This window comes from Metabacillus bambusae, from assembly GCF_017497975.1.
Lineage (GTDB): Bacteria > Bacillota > Bacilli > Bacillales > Bacillaceae > Metabacillus > Metabacillus bambusae.
This window is the reverse complement of record NZ_JAGDEL010000008.1, coordinates 112,584-132,439: the sequence shown is the minus strand read 5'-3', so window position 1 is coordinate 132,439 and position 19,856 is coordinate 112,584. Positions and strand designations below refer to the sequence as shown.

The following is a 19,856-nucleotide window of genomic DNA, read 5'->3' as shown; positions in this document are numbered from 1 at the left end:
CCCCTAGTTAATTATTGATTTACTTTTGTATTTTTTTGCCCATAGTACGCATTAGCTCCATGTTTACGGAGATAGTGCTTATCTAAAAGGAATTGATCAATTGGATTAATTCCAGGATTCAATTGGTATGTGTGTAACGCCATTTTTGCTACTTCCTCTAACACAACAGCATTGTGTACGGCTTGCATAGCATCTTTTCCCCAACAAAATGGTGCATGTCCTGAAACTAATACACCTGGCATAGCTACTGGGTCAATTCCTCCAGTTTCAAATGTTTCAATAATGACATTTCCTGTTTCAAGCTCATATGCACGTGTAATTTCATCCTTTGTTAAAGTTCTTGTACACGGAATTTCTCCATAATAGTAATCAGCATGTGTTGTACCTAACGCTGGAATGGAACGGCCAGCCTGTGCCCAACTTGTTGCCCATGGTGAATGTGTATGAACAACTCCTCCAATTGTCGGAAATGCTTTATATAGCTCAAGATGTGTAGCAGTATCTGAAGAAGGACGCATGTCACCTTCGACAATTTCTCCTTCTAGATTCACAACTACCAAATCTTCTACTTTAAGCTCATCGTAAGGAATACCACTCGGTTTTATGACGACAAGACCTTTTTCACGATCAATGCCACTTACATTCCCCCACGTAAACGTTACCATTTGATACTTAGGTAAAAGTAAATTTGCTTCAAGTACTTGTTGTTTTAAAGCTTCAAGCATCTTAATCTCTCCCCTCTTTATAGAAGGGTGGAGCAGTTAGGTAAACTAGTCCACCACATATTGATTTGATCGAACAGTTAATTATTGTGTAATTTCAGATTTTACTTGAGAAACACTAGCTTTCTTAATTTTTTTCAAGTTCTTCATCACGTTGTTTTCACCACGGCCAAAGTAATCATATAGACGTGCGTATTCAGCAAACAACTGATCATAAATTTGCGCATTTTGCTGTTTTGGTTGATAAATATCGTCTTTTAATCTAGCCATCTCTTTTGAAGCGTCTTTTATGTCATCATATCCACCGCGCTCTTTTCCAGCAGCAACAGCTCCAAACATTGCTGATCCTAATGCTGGTGTTTGAGATGATGCAGATATTTTAATATCCATTTTTAATACATCAGAGTAAATTTGCATCATTAGTGCATTTTTCTCAGCAATTCCACCACATGCATATACTTCATTGATTGGAACACCGCTATTTCTAAAAGCTTCAACAATTGTACGTGTTCCATATGCAGTAGCTTCGATAAGAGCGCGATAGATTTCTTCAGGCTTTGTAAGCAAGGTTGCACCTAATAAAACACCTGTTAAATCGGCATCAACAAGTGTTGAACGGTTACCATTCCACCAGTCTAATGCAATTAAACCGCTTTCACCCACCTGAAGCTGAGCTGCTTTTTCCGTTAATAACACGTGGATGTTAACGCCCTTTGCTTCGGCTTCCTCATAATAGCTTGCAGGAACACAATTTTCAGTAAACCATTCAAAGTGATCCCCTACACAGGACTGACCTGCTTCATAGCCCATTAACCCAGGAATTACACCATCTTCAACAACTCCACACATACCAGGGACAACCTTCTCCTCATCACCTAGTAAAATATGACATGTACTCGTTCCCATAATCATTAATAATTTACCAGGCTCAGTGATCCCAACAGCTGGTACTGCAACATGTGCATCAACGTTAGCGATGGCAACTGCTGTTCCAGGATTTAGACCGATTAATTTTGCAGCTTGCTCTGTAAGCTCTCCTGCTTTAGATCCAATCGGAACAATCTCACTTGCTAATTTTTCTTCAACTACATTTTCTAAACGTTCATCAAGTGCTTTAAAGAACTCTTGAGATGGATATCCGTCTTGCTTATGCCAGATTGCTTTATATCCAGCTGTACAGCTATTTCTTTTCAAATCACCTGTTAATTGATAAATAACCCAGTCAGTAGCCTCAACGAATTGATCTGTTGCTGCATATATTTCAGGTGCTTCATTTAAAATCTGCCAAAGCTTAGGTACTAACCACTCTGAGGAAATTTTCCCACCATATCTTTGCAGGAATTTTTCTCCTCTTGCTTCAGCGATTTCATTTAAACGATTTGCTTCATCTTGTGCTGCATGATGCTTCCACAGCTTTACAAAACTATGTGGATGATCCTTAAATTCTTCTGTCAAACATAAAGGTGTTCCATACGTATTAATTGGTAAAACTGTACATGCTGTAAAATCAATTCCAATTCCAATCACATCATCAGCAGAGATTTTTGCTTGATTTAGAACATCTGGAATTGTTGTCTCCAACACTTCTATATAATCTGTTGGATGCTGTAAAGCCCAGTCGTTTTCAAGCTTTGTTTTGCCATTCGGTAAAAATTCATCCATAACTCCATGTGTATACGGTTTCACTGCTGTTGCAACTTCTTTACCAGTACCTATTTCAACCAGTACTGCTCTTCCAGATTGTGTACCATAATCAACACCAATTGAATATTTAGCCATTTGTATCCCCCTAGCCTCTTTCTATTAAACAATTAATTTTTTAATTAATAAGATTAACAAGTTCATTTTTACATCATACGTACAAGTTTTGACAAAAAACGTATATTTTTCATTAAAATTACGCTTACATATACTAATTGTTTCTCGAAAACTCAACTTATACGTATAACCTTAAACTAATTTTAGCACTTATCTAAATAATTTCAATACAAATTTAACAATTCTTTTATATCTTCTTCAAATTTGTACTTTTTATTATGCTTTCACCACAAACTTATACTTACAAGTTAACAAAAAGCTTTACTATTAATGTTTTTATTTACTTATCAATCCTTTTACCGATCATCACTTGTCCGCTTTCATCCTTACCTGTAAAAACAAGAGTTGGATTCCAGTTGCTCCAATCCCATGCAGGTAAAATAATCACGTCTCTTTTGAGTGCATAATGACTAATAAATAGCTCGTACAGATTATTGTTTAGATGCCTCCAATACCCTTTTTCATCATTAGCAATTTTTCCATTTGCAAGTAATTCAAAGGAATTGGACGAGATTTGATTATTATCATGCTTTTCTAATAAAATAACTTCCCACTTTCCTGCAACAGCATCCTGATCAATATCCTGCTCTTGTTCTCCTGCATAACGCTCTGGTGATACGAGCGGCCATCCGTCTTCCGTCCAAACAATTTTCCTTATATGCAAGGCGTGGTGTTTTTTCGTTCTCTCACCTCTTGCATGATGGCATATGAAAAAGTCTTCACCATCTTTCAATACAGAATTATGCCCTGGTCCGATCCAGCCTTCTTTCTGACCAAACTTATAACCACCAAGAACTTTTATACCTGTTTCATTTGGTTGAATTTCAATATTTGTCATTTCATGACCATTAAAATCGAGATATGGCCCCTCAATTCGATCAGCACGTGCGACGCGAATATTATAATCTCTGAAAAGCGAATCATAAGAAACAAATAAATAGTATTTTTTCAAGATTGGATGAAAGACGATATATGGACCTTCTATTGCTGCTTCCACACTATGTGGCCGTCGAGCAATTAATTTCCCCTCGTCTTGCTCCACTAACTTTCCTGTTGTTGGATCAATTTCGGATAGGTAAATCCCTCCGAAAAAAGAACCATACACCATCCAAGGTGTCCCTTCTTCGTCAAATGTAATATTCGGATCGATCGCATTTGGTGTATCTTTACCATGTACTGTTTTGAAAACCTCACCTTGGTCTTTCCAAGGTCCTTCTATATGCTTGCTTGTGGCTACCCCAATAAACGATTGATTTCTGCCAAATTGTGAGGCTGCATAGTACAAATAGTAGGTATCACCGTACTTTGTCACATCTGGTGCCCACAGTCCTTTTGCACCCGTCCAGGCAAATGCTTCCTCAGGGATCTGCTCAAAAGCATGTCCTACCCATTGCCATTCAATTAAATCCTTCGATTTTCTAATTTGTATACCACCTGTTGGTTCACCACCAACCTTGGCATCTGTCGAAAAAACATAGTACGTATCCCCATCTTTAATCAGAGCTGGATCATGCACATTATGGATCGTCCATCGTTCTTCTTGATTTGCTACTTCTTCATCATACAAATTATATTTTATTGGTTCTTTTGGATAAATCATCTCATTACTCCCTCTCATTCGATCGTACGTACTCTTATTTTCTATTCAGTCGTGAGTTTGAAAAGCATCACAGAATTTTTTATTTACTTCATTAAATATATACTTTCTTAAGGCTTACTTTTTTTATTTATAATTACTTAAACAATAAGTCGACAAGCTTAATCACTTATCGACTCTTGAAATGGTAAAAAATTATTAGAGAAATCTTAGTGGTGCTAACTAAATAGTTGATTCTTTTAAACTTGGTTGTTAATTTTCGCTACAGGCTTTCTCTCCAACCAACAAAGGGCAAAATCATCAGTGAGCTTTTACAGAGCAAAAAGTAAAGAAACAGACTTCATCATTACATACCTAAAGAGATATTTTTAGAAGTTTAGTAGAGTGTGGTAATAGCTCATAGCTTATTTCATTACTTACCGAACCTACATGTTCACGCTTCCATAAATCCCTTAAATGCACTTCCTTTGATGAAGGCAAGTCTAATTGATTCAAATTAACTGAAACCTTCTGTTTTTCATTTCCAATATTAAATAATGCAACGTAGAGGTTTTCTTCAACTCCTTGTGCTGTCCATACAACCTTGTCATCTTGTCGATACACTTGTCGAGCACTATGGCTATTTTTATGCACATCTAGCACTTCTTCATTTGTTAATAACGATAATGTCCAATCATCATTATCTGTTAGTTCGCCACCAAACATCAGTGGTGAACGAAAGATTGACCATAGCGTCATCATCGTAAGTTGCTCATCCCTCGTAAATCTTGTGTAACGATCACTTGCTCCTCCATCAACTGATCGAATTCCTATGTGCCCTAATGGCAGCATGTCTGCATCTGGCCAATAACCCGGTCCAATATTTTTACTCCATTTATAACAACGATCAAACATGTTATAAAGCAATTCCCAAAGATCCCAAAAATCATCGGTCATTCGCCACATATTTGCATTTTCTTCTAATAAACTTGCTTGTTCTAGTGGTGCAGGTCCTGGTGAAAGGCTTAACACCATTGGACGACCACAACGATCAATAGCTTTCCGAATCATTTTAATTTCATCTGTGTGTGCACCATAAAGCTTTGAGTCCGCTATATCATCAACTTTAACGAAATCCACTTCCCACTCTGAATAAAGTTTAAATAGTGAATCATAGTATTCTTGAGCGCCTTTTTTTGAAGCATCCACACCGTACATATCTGTATTCCATGGACAAATTGAATTAGGTTTAGCGATGTCCCTTGCTGTTACTTCTGTTCCGAGTATTTTTGTATTTTGATGGACTGCTTGACGAGGAACCCCTCTCATAATGTGAATTCCAAATTTTAAGCCAAGGCCATGTATATAATCTGCTAATGGTTTAAAACCTTTTCCATCCTTTGCTGAAGGAAACCGATTTACAGCTGGAATTAACCTTGAGTATTCATCCATTTCCAATGGAACAAATGGACGATATGCCGAAGAAATTGCCCCTGGTTCTGACCACTGAATATCAACAACAACATATTCCCAACCATATTTTTTCAAATTTGTTGCCATATAGTCTGCGTTTCCTTTTACTTCATCTTCTCTTACTGTTGCACCATAGCAATCCCAACTATTCCACCCCATTGGAGGAGTTAATGCATATTGATGATGTTTCATATATTTCCCTTCCCTTCAGTTAGTAATAATTTGTAAAGTGCATTCATTTAGTTTGATTGGTGGTTCCTTTTCATGAGAGACTATACTTAAAGATTAAATCTTCAAATCTATTAGCTTTTTAAAAGAATAAAAACGCTTACTAAATTACATATTAATAAATGATGTGACCTAGCTAACCAATCAGTTGAACAGATGTGTTTTTTACTACTATATGTACGTACAAATAGATTAAGGGAAATTTTTATAAGCTCAACATCATGGTTACCTATGTTTTTCCCTAACAAAAATTAAGTCCTGATAAGGGTAATACTGATTTATTACCCTCAGTAAATCTACCATTAGTACAAAAGATAATGAGGACTGATGAATCAGCATAAAATAATGACTTACCAGTCCTTAACATATGAAAGATGAATGGATGTTTATAATTTAAAGTTTTCTATTACTTTCATTAATTTTTCTGCCTGCTTTGAAAGAATAGATGTAGAAGCTGTTATTTCTTGCATTGCTGCAGATCCTTGTTCAGAAGCTGTTGCTGTCTTTTCAGTATATAAAGTTGTTTTAGAAGTAATTTCGATAACTTGTCCAAATGAATCTGCAACTTCTTTACTTAGGAGCAATGTTTGTTGGATGTGATCGACCATCGCATTTACAACCTTTGTAGTCCGCTGTGTTTGTTTGACGATATCATCAAATGAGGCGTTTGTTTGATTTGTTAGTTCTACTCCAGAAATAACCTCTTTAACACCCTCATGGTTTTGAGTAATAATAACTTTTACCTCTTCTTGGATCGAATTTATTATATCCTTTACTCCTCGAGCAGCTTCCTGGGATTGCACGGCTAATCTTCTTACCTCATCTGCTACAACAGCAAAACCTTTACCGTGTTCACCTGCGCGTGCAGCTTCAATAGCAGCATTAAGTGCTAATAGATTTGTTTGCTCAGCTATATCTGTGATTGAACTAATAATGGATGTGATGTCATTAGATTTCTTTCCGAGAGCTTCAACAGTCAAACTTGTATTCAACATAGTTTCTTCAATCGAATTCATTTTTTGTGATGATGCTCGCACAGACTCACCACCGTTTTGGGCAAACTGTTGCATTTTTATAGAATTAGTTTTAACAGTTTCAGCCTGATCATTTAATAGCTTTGCCGCGTCTTCAAGGCTTTGCATTTTTTCAAATGATACCTTCATTTTCAATTCTGTATTTTCGCTTCCAGAGGCAATCTCACTAGAAGCATCTGCAATAGAGCTAATCATGGTGGTAGTTTCTTCAGCAGACGCTAAAAGTTCTTGTGTAGTTGCGGTCACATTTTGAGCCATCTCTGATACTTGACGGATGATCATTGCAATGCCATCTATTAACTTATTTGTATCATTTGCAAGGTCAGCAAGCTCATCCTGTGATTTAACCTCTATCCGTTTCGTTAAGTTACCACCAGCATTTGCAATTTCTAAAATAGAGGAGCTAATTTTATTAATATTCAACCTTATCCCTCTTGTTAAACTTAACGCAAAAAATATTGATAGTAAGATAGCAAAAATGGTTAAACTGACAGTAACAACCTTAAAGATTGAGACTTGATTATTTAACTCTTCTATTCTATTTACCTGAATCACTTTTTGATCAGTTATAATCATTTCTACATTAGTCTGGATAGAATCCATATATTCTGTACCTTCTCCAGCTTCTACAAAGGTAGCTGCTCCTTCTAATCCTTCTGTTTTTCTGGTATTTACAAGCGTATCAGAAAAAGTAAGCCACTTTTCATACGTATTCTCAATCATAGTAAGTTTATCAAGTTGTTCCTCACTGTCTTTAAATAGTTTCTTTAATTCTTCAAGTTCGGAAGAAATCTCATATTTTCCATTTTCAAAGGGGTATATAAAATCTGTTAGACCAGTAATAACAAACCCTCTTTGACTAGTTTCCATTGTTAATAAATTTTCCGATAAATCCTGTACTCTACGGTTTATTTCTAGATCATGTTTTATTAAATAATCTATCTCATTCTCTAGCTTAGTCATGTTTGTGTAAGAAGTTGTTGCGGATAGTAGAAGAACAATAGCTAACAGGCCGAACGATACAACAATTTTTCCGCGGATAGTCTTAATATAGGACAAAACAGCTATTTTCTTTTTTTGTTTTTGTTTTAACTTTTTCGAGCCCTTTTTCTTATTTCTTTTGTAATTTAACATAAGACCTCCCCAGATTAACCTAAATCTACTTATTTATATGCATGGCAAACTTACTTTTTCTCCTCTGTAGGTAGTCGTTTACCCCAAACCGCGGTTCCATCTTGACTTAATCCAGTAAAAACAAGAGTTGGTTGCCAATTTTCCCAATCCCATTGTGGTAAAACTGTAACTGTGTCAACCCAATAATCGTTTGGTGCATCACCTGGTGCATACCAATAGAGACTTAAAGTATCACCTTTTAATTCCCAATAATCTTCTCCATTTTCATCATCAATTTTTCCATTTTTATATAGATGAAGAGTCGTAGAAGTAGCCATACTATCATCAATTCTACTTAAAACAATTTGCTCCCATTGACCAACAATTTTCTCTGTTTTTAACGATTCAACAGAGTTTATCGGTTTTCCAGCATAACGCTCAGGTGAGACAACAGGCCAACCATCTTCCGTCCAAATAATTTCTCTTACGTGAAGGTGTGACCAATATAGATCATCTCCAGCTCTAGCATTATGTGTTAAATAGTAGTTATCACCGTCTTGCAGCAATCCGTTATGACCTGTTCCCAACCAGCCACTGTCATTGTTAAAAGCATAAGAACTGACGAGTTTAGTTCCAGTGTCAAAAGATTCATCTGAGATATCAATCATATTTTTACCGTTATAATCTAAATATGGCCCTTGGATACTTTCAGATCTTGCTACCCTTACATTATATGTATCTTCAAGCCAACCGTAAGAAACAGTTAAATAATACATGTCTGTATCTGGATTATACATAATTGCTGGACCTTCAATCGCAAAGTCATTATTTTGCCGTTGTGCGATGAGTGTTCCTTCTTTATCAGTATTTTTCAGCTTACCTGTCGCTTTATTTATTTCTGTTACAAAAATACCACCGAAATAAGAACCATAAGCCATCCAAGGCGTACCGTCCTTATCGATGATAATGCCAGGATCGATGGCATTAACGGTAAAGCTATCACCTTCTTTGGTCTTAATAACGGACCCTTGATCATCCCATGGGCCTTCAATCGATGCACTTGTTGCCAATCCAATATATGAGTTTCTTGTCCCTAATTCAGAAACTGAATAGTATAAATAGAAGGTACCATTGATTTCTACTACGTCTGGGGCCCAGTAGGTAGAACCTCCATTTGTCCAAGCTTTAGCTTCGTATGAAACGTTATCAAACACTCGTCCGACAAACATCCAATTAATCATATCCTTGGATTTTCTGATTTGAATACCTGGGAGAGGTGTACCAGCTACTTTATAATCGGTTGAAAAGGTGTAATACCAATCATTAACCTTTATGATTTCAGCATCATGTGTATTATTGGTTGTCCATTTTGATTCATCATGAATGATATTAGTAGTAATTTTTTCAATTGGTGTTTCTGCAGGAGGAGAAGGGTATTGTGATGCCTGAAGTGTCTTCGGCTTTTGATCGTTGTTAAGATAAAACATAATTGCTAAAGCTGAGATAAGTAAAAATATGATTGCAAACAGCCATATCATTAATTTTTTTTTCAACAAAGTCTCCACCCTTAAACTATTTTTAATGTTAGAAAAAGGCTGACTATCACTAATCAGCCTAAAATGATTATTTATTGTTTAAGACAGGTTTTGTATCTGGAACAGGTACGCCAAAATTAGGTGTTCCATCTTCATTCCATACGATAGCTTGAACACGTGTATGTCGGTTAGGATCATACAATGGATCACCTTCAATTTCTTTGTAATTTCGTGCATGATAAACAAGAATATCTTGTGATCCATCTTCAGATACAGTGAAGCTATTATGACCTGGTCCATATTGACCTGTTTCCTCATTCGTTGTAAATACAGGCTCAATGGATTTATTCCATGATCTCGGATCTAATAAATTACTGTTTTCATCAGCAGTTAATAGCCCCATACAATAATTGAAGTCAGTTGCACTTGCTGAAAATGAAATGAAAATTCTACCATTACGCTTTAAAACAGCTGCACCCTCATTCACTAAAAAGCCGATCTTTTCCCACTCATATTCAGGTGTTGTAATACATACTTGCTCACCTTTAAGTGTCCAAGGATTCTCCATTTCAGAGATATACAGGTTGGAATTCCCTACTATTTCTGGATCCTTCTGTGCCCAAACGTAGTAGCTAATCCCTTTATGCTCAAAGGTTGTTGCATCTAAAGCAAATGATTCCCATTTCGTTTTCACTTGGCCTTTTTCGACCCAGTCCCCTTCTAAAGGGTTAGCAGATGAATTTTCAAGCACAAACATACGGTGATCAAATAATCCGTCTTTTGTTTCAGATGTTCTTGCAGCTGCAAAATAGACATACCATTTTCCATCAATAAAATGAATTTCCGGTGCCCAAATATTCGCACTCATTAAACCTGTTTCATGCTTCACCCAAATTGTTTTTGCATCAGCATCTGTTAAGCCTTGGATGGATGTTGCACGACGAAGCTCGATTCGATCATATTCAGGAACAGAAGCAGTAAAATAGTAATATCCATCAGTATGCTTATAAATCCAAGGATCTGCACGTTGTTCAATAAGTGGATTGTTTACTTTAAATTCAGTCATAATGACACTCCTCAAATAAAAGTTTTATTATTTTTGGCTGTTTTCTAAGAGATTGTTGCTTATAAAAATAAAAACTAATTCAGGTTGATCGGAACAGATTGCGAGACTCCTGCTTAGAGCAGCGGGACAGGTGAGACTCATGCAGGCGTTTACGCCGTGGAGGCTCACCGCCCGCCCCGCGGAAAGCAAGCAACTCTCGCTGCAATCAACCTCACCGCATACTTGGTAAATAGCAACAAAGTTTGTTAAAACAGCCTTATTTTTAAACACTTGGTTACTTTCGTTTCCGCTCGGCTAATCAATTTAGATTAAAACACTCTCTTAAAAAAATTTAATTTTAGTAAAAATTCAAGATTCATAAATGAAGACGAATCATATTTCATCAAAATCATAAACCCGGGCGATGGAGTTGGTTAAGTAAATATGTCCAGCTCCTAGTTATTTATTTTCAAACAAAGAAAAAGTGGCAGGAGTCGGTAAACTAGCTAGCCTAATCTAGTCTAGCTTTATTAGTAGATTAGGCTAGCTAGTTTACCCGTTAACACTGCCACCGACATTTAGTTTGTTTAATATTCCGACTATTCATTCTACATTTACAGAGATGAAAGTAGTACGTATAACTACACTGTTTATCCTTTAACCCCTGAAATCGCAACAGATTCGATAATCTGTTTTTGGAAGATAATAAATACAATTAACATTGGTAGCAACGATACTACAGATGCAGCCATGATTAATGGATAATCACTTTGAATCGCATAAGTAGAATTAAAATTTGCGATAACAAGTTGTAATGTTTGTTTCTCAGGTGAATTCAAGTATAAAATCGGACCAAGATAATCATTCCAAATTGCCATAAACCATAATATCAACTGTGCAGCAACTGCTGGTCTAACTAACGGAAAAATTATTTTATAGAATATTTTAAAGTAAGAGCAACCATCGATCTTTGCAGCTTCAATAATTGAGTTTGGAACACTTGATAAATATTGTCTTAGGAAGAAAATCATGATAATGTTTCCAAACAAACCAGGGACAATTAAAGGTAATAACGTATCAACCCAACCAATTTGTGAGAAAATCATAAATTGTGGAATCATCACAACTGGATATGGAATCATCATTGCCGTTAATAATAATAGGAACAATTGATTTTTATATGGGAAATTCATTTTCCCAAAAGCAAATGCTGCTAAAGCAGAAGTAAATGTCCCAATAACTGTTACGGAGACTGCGACGATTAAACTATTAAAAATTCCATTTAATAGTGGACCCTTTTCCCAAATTTCCTTGTATTTAATAAAATCAAATGATTCAGGAATCCATATAGGAGGAAGTGCATATACTTCTTGAATATCTTTAAAGGATGTAGAAACCATCCACAAAAGTGGTGCCACCATGAAAATAGCTCCGATTGACAACAAGATGAAAATAATGATATTTGTTATTTTCTTGTTTTGCTTTTCTGATCTATATTTCACCTTAGTCTCTGCTTTTTTTTCTAAAACAACCTCCATTACTTCCACTCCTTTCTAAGCTGAGCATAACAAAAATTAATCAAGATCATATGATGACTTTTCATTCATTTTAAATTGAATGTAAGTGACGGCAAAGATAAAGAGACCTAATACGACTGCCATTGCAGATCCATAACCCATTTCAAAGTTTCCAAAAGCCTTCTGCCAAATATAAAATACAACAGTTGCTGATGAATATTCAGGACCACCTGTTGGTGTCATGACATTGATTTCTGTAAAGATTTGCGCACCACCAATTATCGATGTTACAACGATGAAAAATGTAACTGGTTTAACCATTGGCAATGTAATATTTTTGAATACTTGAAAAGCATTAGCTCCATCTAGCCTTGCTGCTTCGTAATATGTTTTCGGAACACTTTGCAGAGCAGCTAAATATAAAAGCATGCTATATCCTAATCCCTTCCATACCGTCATAAGGATTAACGCAGGTTTTACGGTATCCTTATTCATTAACCAGCTTGGACCTTCGATACCAAAAATTCCCAAAAACTGGTTAACTAATCCATAATCTCCATTGTAAGCCCACTGCCATAAAATCGAAATCGCAGCTAAAGATGAGATTACAGGAACATAGTAAAGGACTCTAAATACTTGGGTTCCAATGATTGCTCTATTTAATCCAAGTGCAAGCAAAAGTGCCAATACTAATCCAATCGGAATGCCTAGCATCATAAACAATGTGTTATACATTGTTTTATGGAAGGATTCATCTGTAAGTAAGTCTATATAGTTTTGTATACCGATAAAATTCATTTGTCCTAAACCATTCCAGTTTGTAAACGATCCATAAAGAGAATATAGTGTTGGAGCTAACGTAAATATTAAAAATCCTATGACAGGTGCAGCGACAAATAAGTAAGCATTTCGTCTCTCGCTTTGATAAAGCTTAGAAGTAGTTTTCATCTTTTCTCCCCATTTCTCTTAAAAGGTTACATGATAAACCTTAATCTACCATTAGAGAGTTTAATAAGTTAATAGGGTGCTAGCCTATTTCTCTAGCACCGCTTGGAATTGACTGATTTTATTTAGTCTTATTTCTTTGCTTGCTCTTCTTGCTTAATTGCTTTATCTAATAACTCTTGCATTTTAGGTTGTGCTTCTTTTACATATTCTTCAGCTGTCTTCTTACCATCGATAACGGGTTGGATATTTTTGAAGAATTCATCATACCATTCGCCAGTATACGTAAAGTTAGTCGGTAAATCGCGACCATGTTCACCAATGATATCTAAGAATTCTTGTTTATTTGCAGGTTTGATTGACGTATCAGCAGCCCATTTTTCAGCAACATCCGTATTATTCGGTAATTGAACTTGTTGATCAACTAATGCTTGTTGTCCCTCTTCATCAGCTGATAAATATAATGCAAGTTCTGCTGCGAGTTCTGCATGTTTCGTTTTACTAGATACACCAATACCTAATGAACCAATCCAAGCTTGTGTTTCACCTGTAGAACCAACTGGCCAAGGTAATAAATCATATTCAAATTTTAAATCTTTGTAAGCTCCCATATCCCAAGGACCAACTGGGAAGAAACCAATTTGACCTTGCATCCATCTTTGGTACGTATCAAGTGTTTGACCTTCTGCAATGGAAGGGGTTACTTTATGAACGTTTTGCAAATCAGCAAAGTACTGTAATGCCTCAATGAATTTTGGATCATCAATCGTAACTTTTGTATGTGTTTCATCTAACCAATCTGCACCATTACTCCATACAAATGGTTGTAATGACCAGTTAACATTAAGTCCTGTTCCCCATTGATCTAGTTTGCCGTCGCCATCTTTATCCTTAGTTAACTGTTTATTTACTTCTAAAAATTCTTCTAAAGTGTAAGGCTTGTCTGGATCTGGTAATGGAATACCAGCTTCTTCAAACATTGTCTTGTTATAGCCAAATGCGAAAGGCCCTAAATCTTTTGGTAAACCGTAAATCGCACCTTGTCCAGCAACTTCTCCATCATATCGGTATTTATTAACACCTGATTCCCAAATCTTAGTTATGTCAGCACCTTCAGCATTTTCAACTAAATCAGTAATATCCTTTAAAACACCTGAATTAACATATGCTTTTAGGTTACCAGGATTATAGAAGAATACATCCGGAACACTTTTACCAGCAATTGCTGCCTGTAATTTCGTATCATATTGATCACCAGCTGTTACAACTGTTTTTACTTTTACATCTGGATGTGCCTCTTCAAACTTTTTCACAACATTTTTGTAAGCTGTTTGTTCTTGAGGTTGTCCACTGAACATAAATGTAAGATTAACTTTCCCATCTTCGCTACCACCAGAACTACCACTACTACATGCACTTAGCGCACTAGTAATAACTACAACCAACATAGCCATTAACATCATTCTGCTTAATTTCTTTTTTGACTTTTTAAACAATTTAATCCCCCCAAAACTGTTTGATAGATAAGGGCGACTTACTTAACAATTCTGTTTATTCCTACAAAACTAAATAAATTTATTGTTTTGTCATGTAAGCGCTTCTCTAAGATAATAGTATTATACCTGTTCGTACATGTCAATATTTTTTTAAGAAAATTAGTACATGTTAAATTAAAATTTATTTTATATGTACGTACATTTATTGTTGTTTTGTATTATTTTCCCTTATTTTCTAACAGTTAGCGGTAAAGTTATATTATGGATTAACCCTAGTAATATCTTAGTTAAATAAAACTTAGCATAATAAATAGGCCAGTTTTCCTAATGGAAAATCTGACCTTTACGTTTATACCTCATATATTAATCCTAATAATACCTGTTCTGAAAAGCTCATTAAAAGAATTGATCAAGGTAGTTTAAGCATAAAGTTATCATAATTCATAATCGTCTTAAGCGGAATATGGTTGGATTGAGGTTCCCTTTTTCGATGATTAAACCATATACTAGTCCAGCCTGCTTCAATTGGTGGCACAACATCATTTTCCCACGTATCACCAATATAACAGCATTTATTCGACTCTATGTTCACCTGTCTTTGGACGTACTCAAACACCCTTTTATCAGGCTTTGCTATTCCGATTCCATCAGAGATAAAAATCCTTTCTGGTGGAATAATTTGATCAATTTGAAGCGCTTTGATCTTATTCATTTGGTGCTGAACAGGACCATTCGTTAAGATGCCAACAGTTGATTTCCTTGATTGTAAGTCCTTTATAATTGAAATCACTTCGGGAAAAGGGTTTATTTGCTGTTGCTCAAATTCATACCGTTCCTGTACTTCACTTGCTTGTTGGTTCGATAACGAAAGACCAAAATCGTTAAAAGCGCATCTGACCCTCTCTATCCGTAAGAGCTCAAGACTAATTTCTCCCCTTGTATGTACTTTCCAAAGAACGTCACTAAAATATCGTACCTTTTTGAATAATTCCTCTACATTAGTGTTTGCTAAATCGATCCGAAAATGATCTAATGCCCGTTGAAATGGAGCTAATTGATCGTATAATGTATCGTCAAGGTCAAAAAAAACAGCCTCAGTTTCTCTTAAGCTATGCATATTGATGAATCCCGACGTGCTCATTCCAAAATTTCAGCATTGTATAGCGATTTCTTAGTAGGTGTGCCTCCTGCAAACTGTTTCGTACAAGTTCAGAGCTAATTCCAAGTTCAGTTGGACGTACAATACCTTCTAATTTTTGTAATAAATGTGCTAATATGGTTGCGTCAGGTAAAGAGTTTAATACCTCAACAACTTCTTTCTGTTTTTCAATGACTTTATTAAGTTTATCCTTAGAATTTACATCTAAATCTACTAAACGCTTTGTAGAAGATACTAGCTGAAGGACTTCTTTTTTATATAAATCTAAAATAAGTTGTGCTGAGACGCCAACCTTAGCTCCATGAAGTACTTGTGCTTTACCTTGCTTAAGGAAATCCATTTCCCAATAATGGGATAAATGATGTTCTCCACCAGATGCTGGTGAGGAATGACCTACTAAAAGCATCGCCAACCCTGATTGAATAAGTGCTTCTATCAAGATCTTAATTCCTTCTTCATTGGCTTCTGAAATTTTATCAACATGTTTCACACAATCCTCTAGTGCTTCCTCTGTTAGCTGTGCAGAAAGAGGACAATAGGACTCACCTGCAATAAGATGCGAAAACTTCCAATCTGCTAGTGATGTATATTTGCCGATCATATCACCAAATCCCGCAGCAATCATTTCTTTCGGCGCTTCTTGTAAAATAGAGATATCTGCAAATAACGCAATTGGAGACTGCATTTGATATGTAGTTTTTACCCCTTTAATCACAACAGGTGCCCCCATTGAATTAAAACCATCTACAGATGGAGCAGTTGGAACTGATATAAAAGGCTTCCCCATTTTAAAACTTGCGAATCTAGCAATATCATGAATTGTTCCGGATCCTACTGCAATAACAACATCTGTATCCTGAGAGATTCCTAGCATTGCCTCTATTAATGAAACTTCATCCGCGATCACATCATTCATTTCATTAGCTTCAATGATTACTACTTCATGGTTTACATTTGATTCTTTGTACAGGTTTGACAATTTCTCTCCTGCTACTTTAAAGGTTGTCTGATCAGCAATAATAGCAATGTTTTGAAACGATTGGTCTTTCGTATAAGAGACAGCTTGCTTTAACGCTTCATGGCTAATAACAATTTTATCTATCGTAATCTCATAATGCTGATTTCCACACGTACATGCTTTGGACAGGTTCGAAAGTTCGTTTAAAGCGATCATTTTATTTCCCCCTATTCGACTGAGAACTACTAAAAGACGTGTATAAAAAATTATTTTTTTCGCTTAGATTGCTTTAACAATAGGATACAGCAAACCCCTCAGACTAAGTATTTTGAATTAATTGTTGAGGGGGGTAGTCCTTAAATAACATGTTTGTTTTCAGATTGATTCCTTTTAACTGCACTTGTTGAGTTTCTAATAACTAATTCAGGATCATAGATCTTCTGCCATTTTTCAATAGATTCTTTTTCTCTTTTTTCTACAGCTGCAACAATCCATTTTGCTGCCTCAATCCCCATATCCATTTTCGGGTGGGTAACAGAGGTAATCTTCGTTTCAGATGCTTCAGTTAAATAAGAATCATCATAACCAACGATAGAGATCTCATCAGGTACTTTAATTTCAAGTTCTCTTAATAAATTCAATACATTAATCGCAATTTCATCATTGTAACAAACGATTCCAGTTGGTCTATTTTCTTCAGACAAAAGAATATCTTTTAATCTATGGGGCAATGTATCCTCTTTTTCTTCCGTTGTATAGGTTACAATCATCTCTGAGAAAAACGGAATATTATTTTCTCTAAATGCTCTAATAAACCCTTGCATCCGATTTAATCCCTGAATATCATCGCTTTTGAATAAACCAATTACTTTTTGATGACCTAGCTTAATTAAATGGTCAGTTGCAATAAATCCACCTTTTTCATCATTTAAAATAATATTTGGAGGATTTAATTGTGGATAGTATTGGTTGATCATCAAATAAGGAGTATTATTTTGTTCCATTTCTAAATAATAGTGAAGATTTGGATTATAACTGCTACTTCTTGTAGGTTCTACGATTAATCCATCGATATTACGGTTTATCATCGCTTCCAAGCATTGCTTTTCTTTTTCTGGATCATTATCCGTGCAAGCAAATGTTAAAGAATAGCCATGAGCAGACAAATACGATTCTATCCCTTTAATAATTGATGGGAAGATATAATCAGATATATAGGTTGTAATGACTCCTATATTTTTCCCAGTTAAACTAACAGGCTGACTTTGAGTTTGAGCGGGTTTATTTGAGACAAACGTACCTGCTCCCTGCTCTCTATACAACCATCCTTCATGAACAAGGTCGCCGACAGCTTGACGAACGGTATGCCTACTAACCTCAAACATCTTAACTAGCTCATTTTCTGAATATATTTTTTCACCTGGCAAAACTTTTCCTTCGATAATCCAGGACTTAATTTTTTGCTTCACCATGCTGGCTTTTGTTTGTTGAGCCATTATGTCACCACTTTCAGCTTGTATGCTACCGAATTAACTCATTCGTACAACTAAGTTAATTATACACTATGAACATACAATTTTAAAATGTTCTTTCCGCTTCTTTATAAAAATATTGTTTTATTTTTTATTAGTAATTCCTTGGGAACTATATATTACACCAATTTTATGTAGTGATTTAGTTTTTTCACTTGGCTGTTTTCGCAAACTTTGTTGCTATTTACCAAGTAATGCGGTGTGGTTGATTTCCACTCCAGATGCTCGCTTTCTGCGGGGCGGGCGGTGAGCCTCCTCGGCATAAACGCCTACATGAGTCTCACCTGTCCCGCTGCTCCCGCAGGAGTCTCGCAATCCGTTCCAATCAACCTGAATTAGTTTTTGTTTTAAAAGCAACAATCTCTTAGAAAAGAGTCTTTCACTTAGATTCAAATTTAAAACTAACTCTTTCTATTGTGCGAACAAGTTACATTAATCCATACTTTTATCCATTAGTTCTCTCATTAACTGTTCAGCTGAAATCGTTCGTTCTCCACCACCTTGTGCAAACGAATCATTTCCTCCGCCTCTTCCATTTATAACAGGCAATACACCTTTTAGTAGTTGATTCATATTTCCATTTATCTCTTTACTTCTAGAGCAGACAAGTTGTAGTTTGTCTTCATTTTCACTTATTAAAAGTACTAGAATATCATTGGTAACATTTGTGATTGAGCGTGCTAACTGTTGCAATTCTGAAATCGGACGGTTTTTAAAAATAACTTGAACTACTTTTCTTTCGTGTATGATTTGTACATTTGCAATATGAGACCTAGCCTCATACTGAAGAAGCTCGGCCTTTAATTCTACCACTGTTTTTTCAAGTTCTTTTGACTGCTGTAATAACCGGTTTGCAGCATCCTTCATTTGTCCTTGTGGAGAATTTAAAATTGTAGTCAAGCTTTGAATAACACTCTGTTTTTCATGAAGCTGCTTAAGGACTCTGTTACCACAAACAAAATGTAGTCGAATATAGTTTTTATGTTTCTCCCAATTTAAAATTTTAATAGAGCTTACCTGTCCGGTTGAGTTTGGGTGTGTTCCACCGCAACCGTTATAATCAAAATTAGGAATGATGACAAGACGAATATTTTCGGATACAGACAACTCTTTTCTTAAAGAATAGTGTGAGAGCTCAGCTTCTGTTATCCACTTCGTTTCAATTGGGCGATTTTCAAGAATGATCTTGTTTGCCAATTCCTCTGTATGATTCGCTTCTTCCTCAGTAAGATTCGGAATTTCTAGGTCAATCGTACACAGTTCTTTTCCTAAATGAAAACTAACTGTTTTATAGCCATAAACTTCTTCAAAAGCTGCTGATAAAATATGTTGACCAGAGTGTTGCTGCATGTGGTCAAATCGACGATCCCAAGCTATTTCTCCAGCGATTTTGTTCTGAATTTCAATAGGTTGCTCAACATAATGCCTTATTTCTCCATCCATTTCCTCGACTTCATACACATGAACACCATTTATATTTCCAGTATCATGTGGTTGTCCACCACCTGTTGGGTAAAAGATTGTTTTTTCTAATACAACGTAAAAACGACCGTTTTCATCTTGAGCTTGCATGACAAGCTTTGTTGTAATTGATTGTTTGTATGGGTCTTGGTAATAAACTTTCTCCGTGGTCATTGTACCTACACTCACCTTTACACTCACTATTTGCTTTTACTATAGCACATCTCTTTAAAAAAATCGTAGA

Annotated in this window: 14 protein-coding genes; all 14 read right to left on the bottom strand. The window is 35.8% G+C overall.

The window, feature by feature from the left end; translation table 11 throughout:
- Positions 1-11 precede the first annotated feature (11 nt).
- Positions 12-725, bottom strand: coding sequence for an L-ribulose-5-phosphate 4-epimerase (gene araD / locus I7822_RS12805; protein ID WP_207978665.1), 714 nt, complete (start codon positions 723-725; stop codon positions 12-14).
- A gap of 81 nt (positions 726-806) precedes the next feature.
- Positions 807-2,501, bottom strand: coding sequence for a ribulokinase (gene araB, locus I7822_RS12800; RefSeq protein ID WP_207978655.1), 1,695 nt, complete (start codon positions 2,499-2,501; stop codon positions 807-809).
- Between the two features lie 319 nt (positions 2,502-2,820).
- Positions 2,821-4,140 carry an arabinan endo-1,5-alpha-L-arabinosidase gene (locus I7822_RS12795; RefSeq protein ID WP_243459441.1) on the bottom strand — a complete coding sequence of 440 codons (1,320 nt, stop codon included), beginning with the start codon at positions 4,138-4,140 and terminating at the stop codon, positions 2,821-2,823.
- 351 nt (positions 4,141-4,491) lie between these two features.
- Positions 4,492-5,781, bottom strand: a complete 1,290-nt coding sequence (locus I7822_RS12790) for a glycoside hydrolase family 27 protein (RefSeq protein WP_207978651.1) — start codon at positions 5,779-5,781, stop codon at positions 4,492-4,494.
- Positions 5,782-6,203: 422 nt separating this feature from the next.
- A complete protein-coding gene (locus I7822_RS12785) occupies positions 6,204-7,985 on the bottom strand; it encodes a methyl-accepting chemotaxis protein (RefSeq protein ID WP_207978649.1) in 1,782 nt (593 codons plus the stop codon).
- A gap of 50 nt (positions 7,986-8,035) precedes the next feature.
- A complete protein-coding gene (locus tag I7822_RS12780) occupies positions 8,036-9,517 on the bottom strand; it encodes an arabinan endo-1,5-alpha-L-arabinosidase (RefSeq protein ID WP_207978648.1) in 1,482 nt (493 codons plus the stop codon).
- Between the two features lie 70 nt (positions 9,518-9,587).
- Positions 9,588-10,565: a glycoside hydrolase family 43 protein gene (locus I7822_RS12775; RefSeq protein WP_207978646.1), complete on the bottom strand. Its 978-nt coding sequence runs from the start codon at positions 10,563-10,565 to the stop codon at positions 9,588-9,590.
- 629 nt (positions 10,566-11,194) lie between these two features.
- The gene (locus tag I7822_RS12770) at positions 11,195-12,082 is read right to left on the bottom strand and encodes a carbohydrate ABC transporter permease (protein ID WP_066331323.1); all 888 of its coding nucleotides are present in this window, start codon (positions 12,080-12,082) and stop codon (positions 11,195-11,197) included.
- Between the two features lie 36 nt (positions 12,083-12,118).
- Positions 12,119-13,009 carry a carbohydrate ABC transporter permease gene (locus I7822_RS12765; protein ID WP_207978644.1) on the bottom strand — a complete coding sequence of 297 codons (891 nt, stop codon included), beginning with the start codon at positions 13,007-13,009 and terminating at the stop codon, positions 12,119-12,121.
- A gap of 128 nt (positions 13,010-13,137) precedes the next feature.
- Complete coding sequence (locus I7822_RS12760) at positions 13,138-14,469, bottom strand: ABC transporter substrate-binding protein (RefSeq protein WP_207978823.1); 1,332 nt, start codon at positions 14,467-14,469, stop codon at positions 13,138-13,140.
- A gap of 442 nt (positions 14,470-14,911) precedes the next feature.
- On the bottom strand, positions 14,912-15,619 hold the full coding sequence (locus I7822_RS12755; protein WP_207978642.1) for an HAD family hydrolase: 708 nt from the start codon (positions 15,617-15,619) through the stop codon (positions 14,912-14,914).
- Complete coding sequence (locus tag I7822_RS12750; RefSeq protein ID WP_207978641.1) at positions 15,612-16,835, bottom strand: sn-glycerol-1-phosphate dehydrogenase; 1,224 nt, start codon at positions 16,833-16,835, stop codon at positions 15,612-15,614. Before I7822_RS12750 ends, I7822_RS12755 begins: the two co-directional genes overlap by 8 nt.
- A gap of 140 nt (positions 16,836-16,975) precedes the next feature.
- The gene (locus tag I7822_RS12745; protein WP_207978639.1) at positions 16,976-18,115 is read right to left on the bottom strand and encodes a GntR family transcriptional regulator; all 1,140 of its coding nucleotides are present in this window, start codon (positions 18,113-18,115) and stop codon (positions 16,976-16,978) included.
- 468 nt (positions 18,116-18,583) lie between these two features.
- Positions 18,584-19,786, bottom strand: a complete 1,203-nt coding sequence (locus I7822_RS12740; RefSeq protein ID WP_207978637.1) for an alanyl-tRNA editing protein — start codon at positions 19,784-19,786, stop codon at positions 18,584-18,586.
- Positions 19,787-19,856: the final 70 nt, after the last annotated feature.